Below are 18,911 nucleotides of genomic sequence, written 5' to 3'. Positions count from 1 at the left end.
TCGGTTGCTCGGTTTCTCAGAGCGTCCGGAACGCCAGGACCACGTTGTGCCCGCCGAAGCCGAACGAGTCGTTCAGCGCGGCGATACGGCCCTCGGGCAGGGCCCGCGCCGCACCGACGACCACGTCCGCGTTGACCTCGGGGTCGAGGTTGTCCACGTTGATGGTCGGCGGGGCCGTGCGGTTCACCAGCGCCAGGATCGACGCGACGGTCTCCACACCACCGGCACCGCCCAGCAGGTGACCGGTCATCGACTTGGTCGCGGAGATCGCCATGTGGTCGACGTCGTCGCCGAACACCTTCCGCAGCGCCTTGATCTCGGCCACGTCACCCTGCGGCGTCGAGGTGGCGTGCGCGTTCACGTGCACGATCTCGGCCGGCTTCAGATCCGTGTTGTCCAGCAGGTTCTGCAGCGCGTGCGCGATCCCGTTGCCGGACGGCTCCGGCTGCGTGATGTGGTGCGCGTCGGCGGAGATGCCCTGTCCGAGCGCCTCGGCGTAGATCCGGGCGCCGCGGGCCTTCGCGTGCTCCTCGGACTCCAGGACGATCACACCGGCGCCCTCACCGAGCACGAAGCCGTCCCGGCCGGCGTCGTAGGGACGCGAGGCGCCCCGCGGGTCGTCGTTGTTCTTGGACATCGCCATCATGTTGCCGAACGCGGCGATGGGCAGCGGGTGGATGGCGGCCTCGGTACCACCGGCCACGACCACGTCCGCACGCCCGGTGCGGATCATCTCGATCGCGTACCCGATGGCCTCGGCGCCCGAGGCGCAGGCCGAGACCGGGGTGTGCACACCGGCGCGGGCACCCAGCTCGATCCCGACGTTGGCCGCCGGGGAGTTGGGCATCAGCATCGGCACGGTGTGCGGGGAGACGCGGCGTACGCCCTTCTCCCTGAGGATGTCGTACTGGTCCAGCAGGGTCGTCACGCCGCCGATGCCGGAGGCGATGACCGCGCCGAGACGGTCGGGGTTGACGGACGCGTCCTCACCGGCCCTGGCGGTGAAGCCGGCGTCCTTCCAGGCCTCCTGAGCGGCGATCAGCGCGAACTGCGCGGACCGGTCCAGCTTGCGGGCCTGCGGGCGGGGGATGATCTCGCCCGGTTCGACGGCGATCTGCGCGGCGATCCGGACCGGCAGCTGAGCCGCCCACTCCTTCTCCAGCAGGCTGACGCCGGACGTGCCGGCGACGAGGGCCTCCCAGGTCGAGGCTGCGTCGCCACCCAGCGGTGTGGTTGCGCCGATACCGGTGACGACCACGGTGCGATTGGTCGGGCTCACGGGAATTCTTTCTCCAACGGATACGGGAGGACTACCCCCGCGTCTGCGGGGATTACGGCGCCACCGCCGGGTGGCGGGGCTTGCAGCCTGCGGCCTACGCGATGGCTCAGTCCTGGTGCTTGAGGATGTAGTCGGTCGCGTCGCCGACGGTCTTGAGGTTCTTGACGTCCTCGTCCGGGATCTTCACGTCGAAGCGCTCCTCGGCGGCGACGACAACCTCGACCATGGACAGCGAGTCGACGTCCAGGTCGTCGGTGAAGGACTTGTCCAGCTGGACGTCCTCGGTGGGGATCCCGGCGATCTCGTTCACGATCTCGGCGAGACCCGCGACGATCTCTTCCTGAGTGGCGGCCATGTCAGGCGCTCCTTCTTCGATAATCCAGACGGTTTGTGGCAGTTGTCCCCCTGCCGGACCGCATGATCCGGCACGGAGTGCCTAGGGGAGGGTAACGACCGTGGCGGCGTAGACGAGACCCGCCCCGAATCCGATGACGAGCGCGGTGTCGCCGCTCTTCGCCTCCCCGGTCGCCAGGAGCCGCTCCATCGCGAGCGGGATCGAGGCGGCCGAGGTGTTGCCGGTGGTGCGGATGTCACGGGCGACCGTGACGTGCTCCGGCAGCTTCAGTGTCTTCACCATCGAGTCGATGATCCGCACATTGGCCTGGTGCGGGATGAAGACGTCCAGGTCGTCCGCGGTGATTCCGGCCGCGTCCAGCGCCTGCTGGGCGACCTTCGCCATCTCGAACACGGCCCAGCGGAACACCGCCTGGCCCTCCTGCGTGATCGCAGGGAACTTGATGTTGCCCTGGCTGTCCAGGGGCAGCTGGGAGACGTCGCCGACGGCGAACCGGTCCCAGGAGACGGTCTGCTTGATGGTCTCGGACTTGTCGCCCTCGGAGCCCCACACGGTCGGGCCGATCGCCGGCTCCGCCGAGGGGCCGACCACGACCGCGCCGGCGCCGTCACCGAACAGGAACGCGGTCGCCCGGTCCTCCAGGTCGGTCAGGTCGCTCAGCCGCTCCACGCCGATCACGAGCACGTAGTCGGCGGAACCTTCCACCACCATGCCCTTGGCGAGGGTCAGGCCGTAGCCGAAGCCCGCGCAGCCGGCCGAGATGTCGAAGGCGGCGGCCTTGTCCGTGCCCAGCTTGTCGGCGATCTCGGTGGCGACGGCCGGGGTCTGGCTGAAGTGCGACACGGTCGAGACGACCACCGCGCCGATCCGCTCGGCGTCGATGCCGGCGTCCGCGATGGCCTTCCCGGAGGCCTCGATCGCCATCGCGGCCACGGTCTCCTCCGGGCCCGCCCAGTGCCGGGTCTCGATGCCGGAGCGGGAGCGGATCCACTCGTCGGACGAGTCGATCTTCTCCAGGATCACCTCGTTGGGCACCACCCGGGTCGGCCGGTAGCCGCCGACGCCGAGGATGCGCGCATACGGGGCGCCCTTGCTGGGCTTGATCTTCGCCATGTACGGCTCCTTAGGCACCGGTGTGCTCTGCGAGCAGAGCGCGGGCCGCGTCGAGGTCGTCGGGGGTCTTCAGGGCCAGCGTCGCGACGCCGGGCAGGGCCCGCTTGGCCAGGCCGGTCAGGGTGCCGCCCGGGCACACCTCGACGAGCGCGGTGACGCCCAGCTCCTTGAACGTCTCCATGCACAGGTCCCAGCGCACGGGGTTGGCGACCTGGCCGACCAGCCGCTCCAGCACCTCGGCGCCGGACGCGACGGCCTTGCCGTCCTTGTTGGAGACGTAGGCGACCTTCGGGTCGGCCGGCGACAGCGCCGCCGCGGCCTTGGCGAGCGTCTCGACCGCGGGCGCCATGTGACGGGTGTGGAAGGCGCCGGCCACCTTCAGCGGGACGACCTTGCGCACGCCCTCGGGCTTGTCCTCGGCCAGCGCGGCCAGCTGCTCCAGCGTGCCGGCGGCCACGATCTGGCCCGCGCCGTTGATGTTCGCCGGAGTCAGGCCCAGCTTCTCCAGGTGCGCGACGGAGGTCTCCGGGTCGCCGCCGAGCAGCGCCGCCATGCCGGTCTCGGTGACCCGGGCGGCGTCGGCCATCGCCAGACCCCGCTTGCGGACCAGGCCGAGGGCGGCCGTGTCGTCCAGGACACCGGCGAAGGCGGCGGCGGTGATCTCACCGACGCTGTGCCCGGCGACCGCGCCGGGGTCGATGTCACCGAGTGCCGCGGCGGACAGGAGGCCGGCGGCCACGAGCAGCGGCTGGGCCACCGCGGTGTCCCGGATCGCGTCGGCGTCGGCCTGGGTGCCGTAGTGCACGAGGTCCAGTTCGATGGCGTCCGACCAGGCGGCGACGCGGTCAGCGGCACCGGGCAGTTCGAGCCAGGGGGTCAGGAAGCCGGGCGTCTGAGCGCCCTGGCCGGGAGCGACGAGTACGAGCACTCTCACACTCTCTCTTGGGGACGGGCACGGCCGCCCGTGAGGACAGGGACGAAGAACACGAAGGGCTTTTGTGGGCCTCCGACAAAACCCTATGTCTGGGTTTCGGCGTCGGCCAGACGCCCCAGGATGAGCGCGATCCGTAGTGTGAACGCGGATCGTACATCCGAAGGCGACCATCCGGTGACGTCAGTCACACGTCGGAGCCGGTAGCGCACGGTGTTCGGGTGAACGAAGAGCATCCTCGCCGCGCCTTCCAGGCTGCTCGCCTGCTCCAGGTACACACTCAGTGTTTCCAGGAGTGCCGAGCCCGCCTCCTCCAGCGGTCTGTAGATCTCCTCCACCAGCTGCTCACGGGCGCTCGGGTCACCCGCGATGGCCCGCTCCGGCAGCAGGTCGTCCGCCAGCACCGGACGCGGCGCGTCCTGCCAGGCGGAACACGCCTTCAGCCCCGCGGCGGCGGCCTGCGCGGACCGGGTCGCGGCCAGCAGGTCGGGTACGACGGGCCCCGCGACGACCGGCCCGGCGGCGAACGGCCCGATCAGCGACTTGGCCACGGCGAGCGGGTTGGCGCTGCCACCGGCGACGACGACCAGCCGGTCGCCGAGCACCCCGGTGAGCACCTGGAGCTTGGCGTGCCGGGCGGCCCGCCGGATCGCCTCCACCGTCAGCTCGCTGTCCCCGTCCGGCGCGGTCCCGAGCACGACGCACACGTGCTCGGGCGAGTTCCAGCCGAGCGCGGCGGCCCGGCTGACGGCGCCCTCGTCCGCCTCCCCGCTCAGCACCGCGTTCACGACCAGCGACTCCAGCCGCGCGTCCCAGGCGCCGCGTGCCTCGGCGGCCTGCGCGTACACCTGGGCGGTGGCGAAGGCGATCTCCCGGGCGTACACGAGCAGCGCCTCACGCAGCACGCTCTCGTCGCCCGGCGCCGCCACCTCGTCGATGGCGGACTCCATCACCTCGATGGTGGTCCGCACCATCTCCACGGTCTGCCGCAGCGTGATGGCCCGGGTCAGCTCGCGCGGCGCGGTCCCGAAGACGTCCGTGGAGATCGCCTGGGGCGCGTCCGGGTGCCGGAACCACTCGGTGAACGCCGCGATGCCCGCCTGGGCGACGAGGCCGATCCAGGAACGGTTCTCCGGGGGCATCGCCCGGTACCACGGCAGGGACTCGTCCATGCGCGCGATGGCCTGCGCGGCCAGGCTCCCGGAGGACTTCTCCAGTCGCTTCAGGGTCGCGGAGTGCGGATGGACGACGCGGGCTGCGGGATCGCCGTTGTGGGATTCGGGTTCGGGCACGGGGACAAGACTGCCTTATCGGGCCGGGCCCGTGCGCCGCCGGGGTGGTCCGCTTCCGTGGGCCGGGCCCGGCTACCGTGGTGCCGTGATGGACGTACGGCGCGCCGGTGAGCGCTATCGCGGAGGGGATCCCGAGGGCGGGATCGACACCCGGCACGCCTTCTCCTTCGGCCCGCACTACGACCCGGACAACCTCCGCTTCGGCGCGCTGATCGCCTGCAACGAGGAGCGGCTCGCGCCCGGCGCCGGCTTCGGCGAACACCCGCACAGCCACACCGAGATCGTCACGTGGGTGGTCGAGGGGGAGCTGACCCACCGTGACTCCACGGGCCACGAGACGCGGGTCCGGCCCGGTGACCTCCAGCACCTCAGCGCGGCGGCGGGCGTACGGCACGTCGAGCGCAACGACGGGGACGCCCCCCTGACCTTCGTGCAGATGTGGCTGGCGCCGCGCGAGCCCGGCGGCGACCCCTCCTACGGCCTCGTCCCCGGCATCGCCGACTCCACGCCGTACGCGGTACCGGCGGCGGGCGCGGTGCTCCACGTGCGCCGCCTGCACCCCGGCGAGCGGACCGCCGTCCCGGACGCGGCGTACGTGTACGCGCACGTGGTGCGGGGCGAGATCCGGCTGGCGGGGGAGGAGCTGGGCCCCGGCGATGCGGCGAGGATCACAGGGGCGGAGGGCCTGGAGGCGGTGGCGGCGACGCCGGCGGAGCTGCTGCTGTGGGAGATGACGGCCTAGCTCCGCTGGGCCGGGAGGATGCGAACGACGGGGCTCAGCCGCGCACCTCGGTGAGCACCGCGTCCGTGAAGGGCGGCCACGCCTCGACCGCCCAGGGGCCGAACGCCCGGTCCGCGAGGGCGACCGCGGCCAGCCCGGCATCCGGATCGACCCACAGGAACGTACCGGACTGCCCGAAATGCCCGAAGGTGCGTGGCGAGGAGGAACTCCCCGTCCAGTGCGGGGACTTCCCGTCGCGGATCTCGAAGCCCAGCCCCCAGTCGTTCGGGTTCTGGTGGCCGTACCCCGGCAGCACCCCCTTCGTCCCCGGGTACTGCACGGTCATCGCCGCCGCCACCGTCCGTACGTCCAGCAGCCGCGGCGCCTGCACCTCCGCCGCGAACCGCAGCAGGTCCCCGACCGTCGACACCCCGTCCTTCGCCGGTGACCCCTCCAGCGACGTCGACGTCATCCCCAGCGGCTCCAGCACCGCCTGCCGCAGGTACTCGGCGAACGGGATGTCCGTCGCCTTGGCGATGTGGTCCCCGAGCTGCTCGAACCCGGCGTTGGAGTACAGCCGCCGCTCCCCGGGCGGGGCCGTCACCCGGTGCTCGTCGAAGGCGAGCCCGGAGGTGTGGGCGAGGAGGTGACGGACCGTCGACCCGGGCGGCCCGGCCGGCTCGTCCAGCTCGATCGCGCCCTCCTCGTACGCGACGAGCGCCGCGTAGGCCGCCAGCGGCTTGGTGACGGAGGCCAGCGGGAAGCGGTGCCCGACGGGACCGTGCGTCCCGAGGACGGTCCCGTCGGCTCGTACGACACCCGCCGCGGCGGTGGGGACGGGCCAGTTCTCGATCAGCGCCAGGCTCTGCAACGACATGCCTCCGAGCCTATGCGGCTCACAGCGGCAGCCGCATCGACGGGTCGGGGTCCCGCGTGAAGCCGAGGGAGGAGTACAGCGGCTCGGCCTCCGGCGAGGCGTTCAGCAGCACGTGCCCGGCGCCCCGCGCCCGGAACCAGTCCAGCAGCTCCTCCATGCACGCGCGCGCGTACCCCCGCCGCCGGGCGTCCGGGTCGGTCGCCACGCTGAAGACGTGCCCGACCCGCCCGCGCGGGTTCCCGGCCCTGCCGATGCGGTACTCCACCGTCCCCGCCACCAGCGCGGCCAGTGCCCCGGGCCGCCCGGGATGCTCCACGACGAACGCCGCGAAGTCCCCGTCCTGGTCGGCGAGCCGTTCCCGCAGCACCGGCAGCGACTCCGCGTGCCACTCGGCGGGCCCGGAACCTCCCGCGCCCGACAGGGAGTCGAGCATCACCTGGCGCAGTCGCAACACTTCGGCGGCGTCCTCGGGCCGGGCCCGGCGTACACGTCTCATGGGACGCACGCTAGTCAGCCGCCCCGGGCGCCGTCCCGCGGTTTTCCCGGCGCACCCGCTTGCTTCGAGTGCACTCCAAGGCCCTAGCGTGGGGGCATGACGGTGATGCAGACCACGCCAGCGGCCACCGAGCACGCCACCCCCGCCGACATCTGCTCCGCCCCGCCCCGGCGGCACCCCCGCCCCGACGGCCAGGACCGCTACACGATCAGCGAGGTCGTCGCGTTCACCGGCCTCACCGCGCACACGCTGCGCTGGTACGAGCGGATCGGGCTGATGCCGCACGTGGACCGCTCGCACACCGGCCAGCGCCGCTACAGCAACCGCGACCTGGACTGGCTGGACTTCGTGACCAAGCTCCGGCTGACCGGCATGCCGGTGGCGGACATGGTGCGCTACGCGGAACTCGTCAGGGAGGGCGACGACACCTTCGCGGAACGCCGTCAGCTGCTGGAGTCGACCCGCAGGGACGTCCTGTCCAGGATCGCGGAACTCCACGACACGCTGGGCGTCCTGGACAAGAAGATCAGCTTCTACGGGCGCGAGCGGTAGCTACAGTTCGGCCAGCAACTCGGCCTTCTTGGAGGAGAACTCCTCGTCGGTGACCAGCCCCGCCTGGTGCAGCTCCCCGAGGTGCCGGATCCGCTCGGCGATGTCGGCGGGGTCACGCCGGGCCGGGGCCGGCACGGCGGGTACCGGTCCGCGCGCCCGCACGGCCGCCAGCACGGCCGCGGCGAACGGCAGCGACTCGTGCACCGGCCCGTACCCGAGCCCGAACACCACCGACGCCGGGTCCTGGTCCGGCTGCGCCGAGCGGGCGGAGCCGGGATCGCGGGGCACCAGCCGCAGGTGCCCCTCGAAGATCTCCGGGGACCGCCACTCCACCCCGCTCAGCCCGGTCACCGGAAAGCTCTGGTCGCCGGCCTTCCACTTCGCCGACGACGCCCCGGTCCAGGACCAGCGGAACTGCACGGACGTCCCGTCGAAGGTCGCCTTCCCGTCGTACGCCTTGAAGTGCAGCGGCGCCTCGGGCGCCGCCACCAGGTGCCGCTCGGCGGGCCCCGACTCGGTCAGCAGGCCCTTCAGCTCGTCGGCGTAGTACTCGGCGAGGGTCTCCCGCTCGGCCGGCAGCACCAGCCGGTAGGGGTCGGACCCCTCCTTCAACTGGCCGTCGGCCGCCTCCATCAGCGGATCGGCACCCGGACGAGGCGTCAGGCGCAGGACGACCGTGCCGCGCCTGCCCGGGGCGAGGGTCACGCCCTCGACCGCGGACAGCGGGATGCGGCGCTCGCCGAGCGCCTGGAACAGCTTCGGTGTTCGGATCCCCCGTTCGTAACGGATGAGCACGGAGTCGGACTCGAACTCCCAGACGGCATGAAAACCCGCCAGTACGTCACCCATGCGGCTCATCGTATGCGGCACGTGCTCCTCCGTCGCCACCCGCGCAGACCGCACTTCCTGCTGTTTCTACGCGCGTCCGGCCGTCACCGTGCCGGACAGACCGGACCGGCACGCATCGTTCTCCCGTGCGCACGTCACCGCCTCGTACGCGCCCACGCCGATGTCGGCGAGGTTGCGCAGGCTGTCCGTGCCGGGCTGGAAGTAACCGCTGTGCCCCTGGGCGTCCCGGGCCGACAGCACCCGCGCCCCGAACGCCGGGGAGACCGGGTCGGCGCCGTGGCCGAGACCGCCCAGCTCCAGGTAGGGAACATCCTGCACCCAGTCACTGGCGTCCCGCATGGCCCACACCCGGGCCGTCGTGCCCAGGTGGGAGGCCTCGGCGACGCGCATGCCGGGGCTCGCGGCCACCGCTATGTCGGCGACCCGGCGGGGCATGCCGTGTGCGGCGACCCCGCAGACCACCGAGCCGTAGCTGTGACAGAACATCGACACCGGGGCCCGGCCGGGCAGCGCGCGCAGCAGCGCGTTCAGCCGTACGGCCCCCTCCTCGGCGCGCAGTCCGGTGGCCGCGTCCACCCCCAGCCCGTCGGGGGAGGTGTAGTCGGCCCAGGCGATCACGGCCGTACGGGTCCGCGGGCTCGCCTCGCGTTCGGCCGCGTACAGGGCCGTGGCCATGCCGACCGGGGCGCTGTACTTGCGGTTGGTCCGCTGGAAGGTGAGCACGTCGGTGTCGACGCCGGGGACGACGACCGAGATCCGCTGCGCCGTGGAGAGGTCGCCGAAGACCTCGGCGACCCGGCCCGACCCCTCGGGGTCGAAGGCCAGGATGTGCCGGCCGGGGCTCAGCAGGGACGTGTAGCGGTCCATCCGGCGGGCCGCGTCCTGCTGGCCCGCCGTGCTGAGCCGGCTGTCGTGCACGCGCTTGCGCTCGACCTCGCGGGCCTGCGCCAGCGCGACGCGGTTGGCCCGGTAGCGCAGGGAGACGGGCGCGCCGTTCATGTTGCCGACCGCCAGCGGATAGCGGTGGGCGAGGCGGCCGCGGTCGTGCGGGGTGAGCGAGGCGAAGAAGCGGGCCAGCCGGGACGGGTCGGCCTGCGGGTCCGGCAGGCCGTGGCCGTGGAGGCGGCCGTGCTCCCACTTGGTGAGCGAGGCCTGCAGGGCCGTCGACTCCCGGTGACTGCGCAGGGCGGTCCAGCCGGTGGTCGCGAGCATCACGAACACGACGGCCAGCGCCAGCAGTGCGCGCCAGACGTTCCATTGCGGGGAGGTGTCGAAGGAAGTCACTGGGAGGACACACTAGGAGAACGGCAGGGTCTCGGGGTAACCGAGTGACAGGGATCACGTTTCGGCGGTGACCGAACACCGGGACGGCGCTGGGCGGGACACCGCGCCCGCGGTCCGCCGGGCACGGAGTCCGGCGGTCTGCCAACGGTCTCAGGCGGCGCGCCAGTTACCCGTGAGGGCCGAACCCACCTGATCGAGGTACGCCGCGCTGAGCGTGCGGAGCGCCTCCGGGCCGAAGTCCTCGCGCAGGGAGCACTGCCGTTCGGTGACCCGTATCACCCCGGCGAAGACGGCCACCGCCAGCCGGGGGCGCGGATCGGTGTCCACGTCGACGCCCTCCCGCTCGGCCAGCAGGCGGGCGATCGTCTCCTCGGTCGCCGCCGACCGGCGCAGATGGGCGGCGAGCAGCGCGGGCGTCGACTCGATCGTCCGGTACATGCGCAGGTACAGCTCGACCGGCACGAGCGACTCGACGGTCTCGCGTATCGCGTCCCAGCCCTCCAGGAACGCCTGCCGCAGGGCCTTCATCGGCGCCTCGTGCGGCGGACGCGCGCGGACGGCCGCGACGAAGGCCGCCTCCGTGATGTTCTGCACCGCGAAGGCCACCTCCTCCTTGCCCGCGAAGTAGCGGAAGAAGGTGCGCTGCGAGACGTCGACGGCCTCGGCTATCTCGTCGACGGTCGTGTGTTCGTAACCCTGCGTGGTGAACAGTTCGAGAGCGGCCCGCAGCAGCGATTCCCTCGTACGCCGCTTCTTGCGCTCGCGCAGCGTCTCCATGGCCTCTCTCCCGTGCGTTTCCGGCCGTCCCAGCCTATGCGCCGATGTCGTGTCAGTAACCGACGAGTGAATTGGTTTGTCAACTGTCAGTGACTGTCACTAGCCTGAGAAGTATGACTAGTCAGACCACCGTCGACGCGACGGGGCCGGGGGACAAGGCGCCGGCAGCCCCGTCGGGGCCCCCGTCGGCCCCTGGCCTGCGCGGCCATCCGTGGCTCACCCTCATCACCGTCGCCGTAGGGGTCATGATGGTGGCCCTCGACGGCACCATCGTGGCCATCGCCAACCCGGCCATCCGCGACGACCTCAACGCGTCCTTCGCCGACGTGCAGTGGGTGTCGAACGCCTACTTCCTCGCCCTCGCGGTCACGCTGATCACCGCGGGCAAGCTCGGTGACCGCTTCGGCCACCGGCAGACCTTCCTCATCGGTGTGACCGGCTTCGCCGCCGCGTCCGGCGCCATCGGACTGTCCGGCAGCATCGCCGCCGTCGTCACCTTCCGTGTCTTCCAGGGCCTGTTCGGCGCGCTGCTGATGCCGGCCGCGCTCGGCGTGCTGCGGGCCACCTTCCCGGCCGAGAAGCTGAACATGGCCATCGGTGTGTGGGGCATGGTGATCGGCGCCTCCACGGCGGGCGGCCCGATCCTCGGCGGTGTCCTCGTCGAGCACGTCAACTGGCAGTCGGTCTTCTTCATCAACGTGCCGGTCGGCGCCCTCGCGCTGCTCCTCGGCAGCGTGATCCTGCTCGACCACCGGGCCGAGAACGCCCCGCGCTCCTTCGACCTCCTCGGCATCGCCCTGCTGTCCGGCGCGATGTTCTGCCTGGTCTGGGCGCTCATCAAGGCCCCTACCTGGGGCTGGGGCGACGGCAAGACGTGGACGTTCATGGCCTCGTCGGTGGTGCTCTTCGTCCTCTTCGCCTTCTGGGAGACGAAGGTCGCCGAACCCCTGATCCCGCTGGGACTGTTCCGCTCGGTGGCCCTGTCGGCGGGTGTCGTCCTGATGGTGCTGATGGCCATCGCGTTCCTGGGCGGCCTGTTCTTCGTGACGTTCTACCTCCAGAACGTCCACGGGATGACCCCCGTCACGGCCGGCCTGCACCTGCTGCCGCTCACCGGCATGATGATCGTCGGCTCGCCGCTCGCCGGCACCGCGATCACCAAGCTCGGCCCCCGCGTCCCGCTGGCCTTCGGCATGGCCGTGACGGCGGTGGCGCTGTACGGCATGTCGACGCTGGAGCCCGACACCGGCAGCGGTCTGATGTCCGTCTGGTTCGCGCTGCTCGGCCTGGGCCTCGCGCCGGTCATGGTCGGCGCCACCGAGGTCATCGTCGGCAACGCGCCCCTGGAGCTGTCCGGCGTCGCCGGCGGCCTCCAGCAGGCGGCCATGCAGATCGGCAGCAGCCTCGGTACGGCGGTGCTGGGCGCGGTGATGGCCTCCAAGGTCGACCGTGACCTGCCGGGCAACTGGGCGGACGCGGGGCTGCCGAAGCTGACCCCGGATCAGCTCGACAAGGCCTCCGAGGCGGTCCAGGTCGGCGTGGCCCCGGTGACGAAGGGCATGCCGGAACCGGTCGTCGCGAAGATCACCGCCGTCGCCCACGACACCTTCATCTCGGGCATGAGCCTCGCCTCCCTCGTCGCGGCCGGCGTGGCACTGGTCGCCGTCCTCGTCGCGCTGCTCACCAAGCGGGGCGCGAACGCGGAGGCGGGCGTGGGCGTGGGCCACATCTGAGTAAGGCCACCCCGCCCCTCCCCGGCGGAGTTCCCCCATCAGGGTGACTCCGCTCAAGATCGCTCGCCCCCGGCACGCGCCGCAGGTCACAGTGGGTCAAGTCCTCCGCAGGGCATGGGAGGAGGCCGGGCCGCGGCGCGCGCTGCCGGAGGGGGGCGGCGCGCGCACGTCTGCCGGCGCGGAACCGGGGTACCCGCACACCGAAGCCGAACTGTCCATTCACCGCGAGGAGTTGATGATGGCGGGCTTCGGGCGAGGAACAAGCGGGTACCCCCGGTCACGCGGCCGCACGTGGCAGCGGACCGGGCCGGACCGTGCGACGCTCGGGATCATCGGAACGATCTGTGCCGTGGCCGGATTTTTCGCGCTGGGCATCGTCCTGGGCCCGGTGGCGATGTTCTGCGGCTGGCAGTCGATGGGCCGCAAGTGGTCCAACGACGGCAACGTCCCCGCACTGGTCGCCCTGATCCTGGGCGCCATCGACACGTTGCTCGCCATCGTCGCCCTGGCGGGCGCGGCGACGTGGGGCCACGGGCTCCTCTAGGGCCTGTCTGACAATGCGCGGCGTCGCCCGGAGGGCGGCCGCGCGGCGTCAGGTGCGTGCTCTCGGGGCGCCGGCCCCAGGCCCTCGTACTGGACGTACTTGGGTCTGGGGCCGGTGCGGCGAGAGTGCGTGCATGGCGTCGCGCGGCAGACGCCAATTGTCAGACAGGCCCTAGGGCCTCTCGTCAGCCGGCGGCGTCCCGCCGCGGGGACCGGGCGCGTTGGCGGCCGCGGGCACGCCGTGGCCGCCCGCGCGGCTCTCCACCCCCCGTTCGGGGCGCTCGCGTTCGGCCAACCGGGCCACCTCCGCCCGCAGCAGCCGTACCTCTTCGGCCAGGGCGGCGATGGCCTCGGTCTGCCGCCGCTCCTCCACGTCGTCCTTCTCGAACCGCGAGATGAACCACGCGGCGATGTTCGCGGTGACGACACCGAGCAGCGCGATCCCCGACAGCATCAGGCCGACGGCGATCATCCGTCCGAGCCCGGTCGTGGGCGCGTGGTCCCCGTACCCGACGGTCGTCATCGTGGTGAACGACCACCACACGGCGTCACCCAGTGTCCGGATGTTCCCCTCCGGCGCCTCCCGCTCCACGGACAGCACCGCCAGCGACCCGAACATCAGCAGGCCGACCACGGCCCCGACGACGTAGGTGGTCAGCCGGATCTGCGGTGCCATCCGGGCCCGCCGGCCGACCAGCAGCAGCGTGGACACCAGCCGCAGCAGCCGTAGCGGTTGCAGGAGCGGCAGGACCACCGCGCACAGGTCGGGCCAGTGCTGCCGTACGAAGCCCCGCCGGTGCGGGGCCAGGGCCAGCCGGACCAGGTAGTCGAGGGCGAACGCCGCCCACACCACCCACTCGACACCCGTGCACAGGGTGGTCAGCACGTGGCCTGCGGAGGCGTCCACGATCGGCACCGCGTACGCCACGGCGAACGCCACCGCGAGCCCCAGCAGGGGCCGCTGCGTGCGCCCCTCCCACCGCCCCTGCGCCGACAGTTGGTCCATGCCGACAATCGTAAAGAAACCGTAAGGACAGCGCCCCGTCAGGGGCGCGGGGAACTGCGCGATCAACGCCACGGACCGGCAGATCCCCACGCTCCTCGTCGGCCGGAGCCGAGGGAACCGGCTACGCGTCGCCGCCCGCCGCCCCCGGGTCCGCCGCCGAGACGTCCAGCAGCTGGTAGCGGTCGATGGCCTGCTTGAGCACGGAGCGGTCGACCTTGCCCTCGCGCGCCAGCTCGGTCAGCACCGCCACCACGATCGACTGGGCGTCGATGTGGAAGAAGCGGCGCGCCGCGCCCCGGGTGTCGGCGAAGCCGAAGCCGTCGGCGCCCAGGGACTGGTACGTCCCGGGCACCCAGCGCGCGATCTGGTCCGGAACCGATCGCATCCAGTCGGACACGGCCACGAACGGACCCTCGGCGCCGCTCAGCTTCCGCGTCACGTACGGCACCCGCTGCTCCTCCTCCGGGTGCAGCAGGTTGTACTCCTCGCACTCCACCGCCTCGCGGCGCAGCTCGTTCCAGGAGGTCGCGGACCACACGTCGGCCCTGACGTCCCACTCCTCGCCGAGGAGCCGCTGCGCCTCCAGGGCCCACGGGACCGCCACGCCCGACGCCATGATCTGCGCGGGGACGGAGCCGTTCGTGCCCTGCCCGAGCCGGTGGACGCCCTTGACGATGCCCTCGACGTCCACGTCCGCCGGCTCGGCCGGGTGCTGGATGGGCTCGTTGTAGACGGTGAGGTAGTAGAAGACGTCCTCGCCGTGCGGGTACTCGGCCGAGCCGCCGTACATCCGGCGCAGTCCGTCCCGCACGATGTGCGCGATCTCGTACGCGTACGCCGGGTCGTACGCCACGCACGCCGGGTTGGTGGAGGCCAGCAGCTGGGAGTGGCCGTCCGCGTGCTGGAGACCCTCACCGGTCAGGGTCGTACGGCCGGCGGTCGCGCCCAGGACGAATCCACGCGCCAGCTGGTCGGCCATCTGCCAGAACTGGTCACCCGTGCGCTGGAAACCGAACATCGAGTAGAAGACGTACACCGGGATCAGCGGCTCGCCGTGCGTGGCGTACGCCGAGCCCGCCGCGATCAGTGATGCCGTACAGCCCGCCTCGGAGATGCCGTCGTGCAGCATCTGGCCGGTCGGCGACTCCTTGTAGGCCAGGAGCAGCTCGCGGTCGACCGACTCGTACTGCTGGCCGAGCGGGTTGTAGATCTTCGCGCTCGGGAAGAAGGAGTCCATGCCGAACGTGCGGTACTCGTCGGGTGCGATCAGCACGAACCGCTTGCCGATCTCCTTGTCCCGCATGAGGTCCTTCAGGAGGCGCACAAAGGCCATGGTCGTCGCGATGGACTGCTGGCCCGTGCCCTTCTTCACGGTCGCGTACGCCTTGTCGTCCGGCAGGGCGAGCGGCTGGGAGCGGACGACACGGGTCGGGACGTAACCGCCGAGGCCCTTGCGGCGGTCGTGCATGTACTGGATCTCCTCCGAGTCGCGGCCCGGGTGGTAGTACGGCGGCGCACCGGACTCCAGCTCCTTGTCGGAGATCGGCAGGTGCAGACGGTCCCGGAAGCGCTTGAGGTCGTCGACCGTCAGCTTCTTCATCTGGTGGGTGGCGTTGCGGCCCTCGAAGTTCGGGCCCAGCGTCCAGCCCTTGATCGTCTTGGCCAGGATGACCGTCGGCTGGCCCTTGTGCTCCTTGGCCGCCTTGAACGCCGCGTAGATCTTGCGGTGGTCGTGGCCGCCGCGGCCGAGGTGCAGGATCTGCTCGTCGGTCATGTTCTCGACCATGGCGCGCAGACGCAGGTCGTCACCGAAGAAGTGCTCGCGGATGTACGCGCCGGACTCGGTGGCGTACGTCTGGAACTGGCCGTCCGGCGTGATGTTCATCTTGTTGACCAGCACGCCGTCCCGGTCCTGCGCCAGCAGCGGGTCCCAGGTGCGGTCCCAGATCAGCTTGATCACGTTCCAGCCGGCGCCCCGGAAGACCGACTCCAGCTCCTGGATGATCTTGCCGTTGCCGCGGACCGGGCCGTCGAGGCGCTGGAGGTTGCAGTTGACCACGAAGGTCAGGTTGTCCAGGCCCTCCCGGGCCGCGATGGACAGCTGGCCGAGCGACTCCGGCTCGTCCATCTCGCCGTCGCCGAGGAACGCCCACACGTGCGACCGCGAGGTGTCGGCGATGCCCCGCGCCTGCATGTAGCGGTTCATCCGCGCCTGGTAGATCGCGCCGAGCGGGCCGAGGCCCATGGAGACCGTCGGGAACTCCCAGAAGTCCGGCATCGAGCGCGGGTGCGGGTAGCTGGACAGGCCGTCCGGGTACTTCGACTTCTCCTGGCGGAAGCCGTCCAGCTGCCGTTCGGTCAGCCGGTCGAGCAGGTACGCGCGCGCGTAGATGCCGGGGGAGGCGTGGCCCTGGAAGAAGACCTGGTCGCCGCCGTCGCCCTCGTCCTTGCCGCGGAAGAAGTGGTTGAAGCCGACGTCGTACAGCGACGCGGAGGAGGCGAAGGTGGCGATGTGGCCGCCGACGCCGATGCCCGGGCGCTGGGCGCGCGAGACCATGACGGCCGCGTTCCAGCGGGTGGCGTTCAGGATCCTGCGCTCGATCTCCTCGTTGCCCGGGAAGAACGGCTCGCTCTTGGTGGGGATCGTGTTGACGTAGTCCGTGCTGCGCATCTCGGGCACGGCCACGCGCCTCTCGCGGGCGCGCTCGATCAGACGCAGCATGAGATAGCGGGCCCGCTCCCGGCCGCGCTCGTCGACGGCGGCGTCCAGGGAGTCGAGCCACTCCTGGGTCTCTTCGGGATCGAAGTCAGGAACCTGACTCGGAAGGCCGCCAATGATGATCGGATTGCGATCGGATCCGGAAGCCACGCTGTTCCTTAGCTGTCAGAGGGCCAGTTCGTTGCACCTGCCTACACCGTTCCCCATCGTGTACCTCGGGAAGGCGTACGTCATCCGCGCCGTCATCCGCGCCGTCGTCTGCACCGGTCAAAACGCAACGATACGCCCGGGGCGTGACGGGCATGGCAAAGTTGTTCGAGCGACGTAACCCCGGATGATTCCGAACGCGACAAACCGGGCACACGGGCGTGATGTGGGTCGCGCGGAATCGAGATACGGTGCTGGGAGTTGCGGCGACACGGCAGGGATCGTCACCGTTTCGGCGGTCCCGACGGCCGGGTACTTGCGCGATCCGCCCCGCCCGTGTGGACTACGGCCAATGCTTCGCGCACGCGCGTGGCTGAGATACTTACCAAGACATGATCAGGAGGCAACCCGTGAGCGCGACCGCGGACCACGCGGAGGAGCGGACGAACCCTGCCGCCAGGCTGGGGTTCCAGCCCGGGCAGGTGGTCCAGGAGATCGGCTACGACGACGACGTCGATCAGGAGCTCCGCGAGGCCATCGAGGAAACCATCGCAGGCGACCTCATGGACGAGGACTACGACGACGTGGCCGACGCCGTTGTGCTGTGGTTCCGTGACGACGACGGCGACCTGACGGATGCGCTGGTGGATGCCACCACGTACATCGAAGAGGGCGGCGCGATCCTGCTCCTCACGCCGAAGACCGGCCGTGCGGGGTACGTGGAGCCGAGCGACATCCAGGACGCCGCCACGACGGCCGGCCTGACCGCTTCGAAGAGCGTCAGCGTCGGCAAGGACTGGAGCGGCAGCCGGCTGGCGACCCCGAAGGCGGCCAAGTCCAAGAAGTGACCGTCCTCGGACGCCGGACGGGCTGGACATCGCCCCAGCCCGTCCGGAAGTCCCCGGTGACCGCTGCGTAGGGTGGAACCGAGCGTCCGCGCTCCCACCCCGACAGCCCACCGAAGGGAAGCACCACGATGGCGATCCAGGCCGGCGACAAGGCGCCCGACTTCGAGCTGAAGGACAACCACGGCCGGACCGTGAAGCTCTCGGACTTCCGCGGCGAGAAGAACGTGGTCCTGCTCTTCTACCCCTTCGCCTTCACCGGCGTGTGCACCGGCGAGCTGTGCGAGCTGCGCGACAACCTGCCGCGGTTCGAGGACCGCGACACCCAGCTGCTCGCCGTCTCCAACGACTCCATCCACACCCTGCGCGTCTTCGCCGAGCAGGAGAGCCTGGAATACCCCCTGCTGAGCGATTTCTGGCCGCACGGCAACGTCTCGCGCGCGTACGGCGTCTTCGACGAGGACAAGGGCTGCGCCGTCCGGGGCACCTTCGTGATCGACAAGGAGGGCGTCGTGCGGTGGACCGTGGTCAACGGCCTGCCGGACGCCCGTGATCTGAACGACTACGTGAAGGCTCTCGACACCCTGTGAGCGGACCGCGGGCGACACCCGCTCGTCTTCGGGTCCAGGGTCTGCTAGGTGCGGGAACCCGTCACTAGGATCGGCACGTTGATCCCATATCCGAAGCACGACGGGGCTCCCCGCCCCTGGACACCACATGGAGGACCCGTGGGAGTCAGCCTCAGCAAGGGCGGCAACGTATCGCTGACGAAGGAGGCCCCGGGCCTGACCGCCGTCATCGTCGGCCTGGGGTGGGACGTGCGCACGACGACCGGCACGGACTTCGACCTCGACGCCAGTGCGCTGCTGCTGAACAACTCCGGCAAGGTCGCGAGCGACCAGCACTTCGTCTTCTTCAACAACCTCAAGAGCCCCGACGGCTCCGTCGAGCACACCGGTGACAACCTCACCGGTGAGGGCGAGGGCGACGACGAGCAGATCAAGGTCAACCTGGCCGGTGTCCCGGCCGACATCGAGAAGATCGTGTTCCCGGTGTCGATCTACGACGCCGAGAACCGCCAGCAGTCCTTCGGCCAGGTCCGCAACGCCTTCATCCGCGTCGTGAACCAGGCCAACCAGCAGGAGATCGCCCGGTACGACCTCAGCGAGGACGCCTCCACCGAGACCGCCATGGTCTTCGGGGAGCTGTACCGCCACGGCGCGGAGTGGAAGTTCCGCGCCATCGGCCAGGGCTACGCGTCGGGCCTCCGGGGCATCGCGCAGGACTTCGGCGTCAACGTCTGACACGAAGGACGTGTGAGACCCACCAGCCCGTGCGACCGGCGCCGCTCCGTTCGGGGGCGGCGCCGGACGCGCAGGACAACCAGGGAAA

19 protein-coding genes are annotated in these 18,911 nt (G+C 71.0%); 7 read left to right on the top strand and 12 right to left on the bottom strand.

Annotated elements, in window-relative coordinates; all coding sequences use genetic code 11:
• Window positions 1-16: 16 nt before the first annotated feature.
• The 5 genes from fabF to fasR all read right to left on the bottom strand — a co-directional run bounded on the left by fabF (window position 17) and on the right by fasR (window position 4,970).
• Window positions 17-1,279, bottom strand: a complete 1,263-nt coding sequence (gene fabF / locus ACZ5DC_RS07415; RefSeq protein ID WP_468650335.1) for a beta-ketoacyl-ACP synthase II — start codon at window positions 1,277-1,279, stop codon at window positions 17-19.
• Window positions 1,280-1,385: 106 nt separating this feature from the next.
• Entirely contained in the window at window positions 1,386-1,634 is a 249-nt protein-coding gene (locus tag ACZ5DC_RS07410) for an acyl carrier protein (RefSeq protein ID WP_366749412.1), read from the bottom strand.
• A gap of 81 nt (window positions 1,635-1,715) precedes the next feature.
• A complete protein-coding gene (locus ACZ5DC_RS07405) occupies window positions 1,716-2,747 on the bottom strand; it encodes a ketoacyl-ACP synthase III (RefSeq protein WP_366749411.1) in 1,032 nt (343 codons plus the stop codon).
• Window positions 2,748-2,757: 10 nt separating this feature from the next.
• Window positions 2,758-3,675, bottom strand: a complete 918-nt coding sequence (locus tag ACZ5DC_RS07400; protein WP_468650333.1) for an ACP S-malonyltransferase — start codon at window positions 3,673-3,675, stop codon at window positions 2,758-2,760.
• Window positions 3,676-3,764: 89 nt separating this feature from the next.
• Entirely contained in the window at window positions 3,765-4,970 is a 1,206-nt protein-coding gene (fasR, locus tag ACZ5DC_RS07395) for a fatty acid biosynthesis transcriptional regulator FasR (RefSeq protein WP_468650331.1), read from the bottom strand.
• Between the two features lie 88 nt (window positions 4,971-5,058).
• Between fasR and ACZ5DC_RS07390 the strand changes: the two genes are divergently transcribed.
• The gene (locus ACZ5DC_RS07390) at window positions 5,059-5,712 is read left to right on the top strand and encodes a pirin family protein (protein ID WP_468651262.1); all 654 of its coding nucleotides are present in this window, start codon (window positions 5,059-5,061) and stop codon (window positions 5,710-5,712) included.
• Window positions 5,713-5,746: 34 nt separating this feature from the next.
• Here the strand turns inward: ACZ5DC_RS07390 and ACZ5DC_RS07385 are convergent, their stop codons facing one another.
• Entirely contained in the window at window positions 5,747-6,568 is an 822-nt protein-coding gene (locus ACZ5DC_RS07385) for a serine hydrolase domain-containing protein (RefSeq protein ID WP_468650329.1), read from the bottom strand.
• 19 nt (window positions 6,569-6,587) lie between these two features.
• Complete coding sequence (locus ACZ5DC_RS07380) at window positions 6,588-7,064, bottom strand: GNAT family N-acetyltransferase (protein ID WP_468650327.1); 477 nt, start codon at window positions 7,062-7,064, stop codon at window positions 6,588-6,590.
• Window positions 7,065-7,160: 96 nt separating this feature from the next.
• Here ACZ5DC_RS07380 and ACZ5DC_RS07375 point away from each other — a divergent pair, with 96 nt between their 5' ends.
• Window positions 7,161-7,616 (top strand): MerR family transcriptional regulator, encoded by a 456-nt coding sequence (locus ACZ5DC_RS07375; RefSeq protein ID WP_468650325.1) that lies wholly within the window; start codon window positions 7,161-7,163, stop codon window positions 7,614-7,616.
• Here the strand turns inward: ACZ5DC_RS07375 and ACZ5DC_RS07370 are convergent, their stop codons facing one another.
• The 3 genes from ACZ5DC_RS07370 to ACZ5DC_RS07360 form a co-directional block, all read right to left on the bottom strand.
• The gene (locus ACZ5DC_RS07370) at window positions 7,617-8,465 is read right to left on the bottom strand and encodes a DUF4429 domain-containing protein (protein ID WP_468650323.1); all 849 of its coding nucleotides are present in this window, start codon (window positions 8,463-8,465) and stop codon (window positions 7,617-7,619) included.
• 66 nt (window positions 8,466-8,531) lie between these two features.
• Window positions 8,532-9,749 (bottom strand): alpha/beta hydrolase, encoded by a 1,218-nt coding sequence (locus ACZ5DC_RS07365; RefSeq protein WP_468650321.1) that lies wholly within the window; start codon window positions 9,747-9,749, stop codon window positions 8,532-8,534.
• A 150-nt stretch (window positions 9,750-9,899) separates the two neighbouring features.
• A complete protein-coding gene (locus ACZ5DC_RS07360; protein ID WP_366758583.1) occupies window positions 9,900-10,526 on the bottom strand; it encodes a TetR family transcriptional regulator in 627 nt (208 codons plus the stop codon).
• A gap of 113 nt (window positions 10,527-10,639) precedes the next feature.
• Here ACZ5DC_RS07360 and ACZ5DC_RS07355 point away from each other — a divergent pair, with 113 nt between their 5' ends.
• Complete coding sequence (locus tag ACZ5DC_RS07355) at window positions 10,640-12,259, top strand: MFS transporter (RefSeq protein ID WP_468650319.1); 1,620 nt, start codon at window positions 10,640-10,642, stop codon at window positions 12,257-12,259.
• Window positions 12,260-12,497: 238 nt separating this feature from the next.
• Window positions 12,498-12,803 carry a hypothetical protein gene (locus ACZ5DC_RS07350; protein ID WP_014672470.1) on the top strand — a complete coding sequence of 102 codons (306 nt, stop codon included), beginning with the start codon at window positions 12,498-12,500 and terminating at the stop codon, window positions 12,801-12,803.
• A 171-nt stretch (window positions 12,804-12,974) separates the two neighbouring features.
• Here ACZ5DC_RS07350 and ACZ5DC_RS07345 read toward each other — a convergent pair whose 3' ends face one another.
• Window positions 12,975-13,808 (bottom strand): potassium channel family protein, encoded by an 834-nt coding sequence (locus tag ACZ5DC_RS07345; protein ID WP_468650317.1) that lies wholly within the window; start codon window positions 13,806-13,808, stop codon window positions 12,975-12,977.
• 121 nt (window positions 13,809-13,929) lie between these two features.
• Entirely contained in the window at window positions 13,930-16,677 is a 2,748-nt protein-coding gene (gene aceE, locus ACZ5DC_RS07340; protein ID WP_468650315.1) for a pyruvate dehydrogenase (acetyl-transferring), homodimeric type, read from the bottom strand.
• Window positions 16,678-17,084: 407 nt separating this feature from the next.
• Here aceE and ACZ5DC_RS07335 point away from each other — a divergent pair, with 407 nt between their 5' ends.
• From ACZ5DC_RS07335 to ACZ5DC_RS07325, 3 genes are all read left to right on the top strand, one after another.
• Window positions 17,085-17,522: a DUF3052 domain-containing protein gene (locus ACZ5DC_RS07335; protein WP_366749400.1), complete on the top strand. Its 438-nt coding sequence runs from the start codon at window positions 17,085-17,087 to the stop codon at window positions 17,520-17,522.
• A gap of 128 nt (window positions 17,523-17,650) precedes the next feature.
• Window positions 17,651-18,109: a peroxiredoxin gene (locus ACZ5DC_RS07330; RefSeq protein WP_468650313.1), complete on the top strand. Its 459-nt coding sequence runs from the start codon at window positions 17,651-17,653 to the stop codon at window positions 18,107-18,109.
• A gap of 138 nt (window positions 18,110-18,247) precedes the next feature.
• Entirely contained in the window at window positions 18,248-18,823 is a 576-nt protein-coding gene (locus ACZ5DC_RS07325; RefSeq protein ID WP_363217549.1) for a calcium homeostasis/redox stress adaptation protein, read from the top strand.
• Window positions 18,824-18,911: the final 88 nt, after the last annotated feature.

The sequence above is a fragment of the Streptomyces sp. NPDC031445 genome, from assembly GCF_055581365.1.
This window is presented reverse-complemented; position numbering and strand designations above follow the sequence as displayed.

What these genes read in the sequence shown, in the direction of transcription:
- ACZ5DC_RS07410 (WP_366749412.1), bottom strand. Translation starts at nt 1,634, where the DNA reads ATGGCCGCCACTCAGGAAGAGATCGTCGCGGGTCTCGCCGAGATCGTG.
- ACZ5DC_RS07405 (WP_366749411.1), bottom strand. Translation starts at nt 2,747, where the DNA reads ATGGCGAAGATCAAGCCCAGCAAGGGCGCCCCGTATGCGCGCATCCTC.
- ACZ5DC_RS07390 (WP_468651262.1), top strand. Translation starts at nt 5,059, where the DNA reads ATGGACGTACGGCGCGCCGGTGAGCGCTATCGCGGAGGGGATCCCGAG.
- ACZ5DC_RS07385 (WP_468650329.1), bottom strand. Translation starts at nt 6,568, where the DNA reads ATGTCGTTGCAGAGCCTGGCGCTGATCGAGAACTGGCCCGTCCCCACC.
- ACZ5DC_RS07380 (WP_468650327.1), bottom strand. Translation starts at nt 7,064, where the DNA reads ATGAGACGTGTACGCCGGGCCCGGCCCGAGGACGCCGCCGAAGTGTTG.
- ACZ5DC_RS07375 (WP_468650325.1), top strand. Translation starts at nt 7,161, where the DNA reads ATGACGGTGATGCAGACCACGCCAGCGGCCACCGAGCACGCCACCCCC.
- ACZ5DC_RS07370 (WP_468650323.1), bottom strand. Translation starts at nt 8,465, where the DNA reads ATGGGTGACGTACTGGCGGGTTTTCATGCCGTCTGGGAGTTCGAGTCC.
- ACZ5DC_RS07360 (WP_366758583.1), bottom strand. Translation starts at nt 10,526, where the DNA reads ATGGAGACGCTGCGCGAGCGCAAGAAGCGGCGTACGAGGGAATCGCTG.
- ACZ5DC_RS07355 (WP_468650319.1), top strand. Translation starts at nt 10,640, where the DNA reads ATGACTAGTCAGACCACCGTCGACGCGACGGGGCCGGGGGACAAGGCG.
- ACZ5DC_RS07350 (WP_014672470.1), top strand. Translation starts at nt 12,498, where the DNA reads ATGGCGGGCTTCGGGCGAGGAACAAGCGGGTACCCCCGGTCACGCGGC.
- ACZ5DC_RS07345 (WP_468650317.1), bottom strand. Translation starts at nt 13,808, where the DNA reads ATGGACCAACTGTCGGCGCAGGGGCGGTGGGAGGGGCGCACGCAGCGG.
- ACZ5DC_RS07330 (WP_468650313.1), top strand. Translation starts at nt 17,651, where the DNA reads ATGGCGATCCAGGCCGGCGACAAGGCGCCCGACTTCGAGCTGAAGGAC.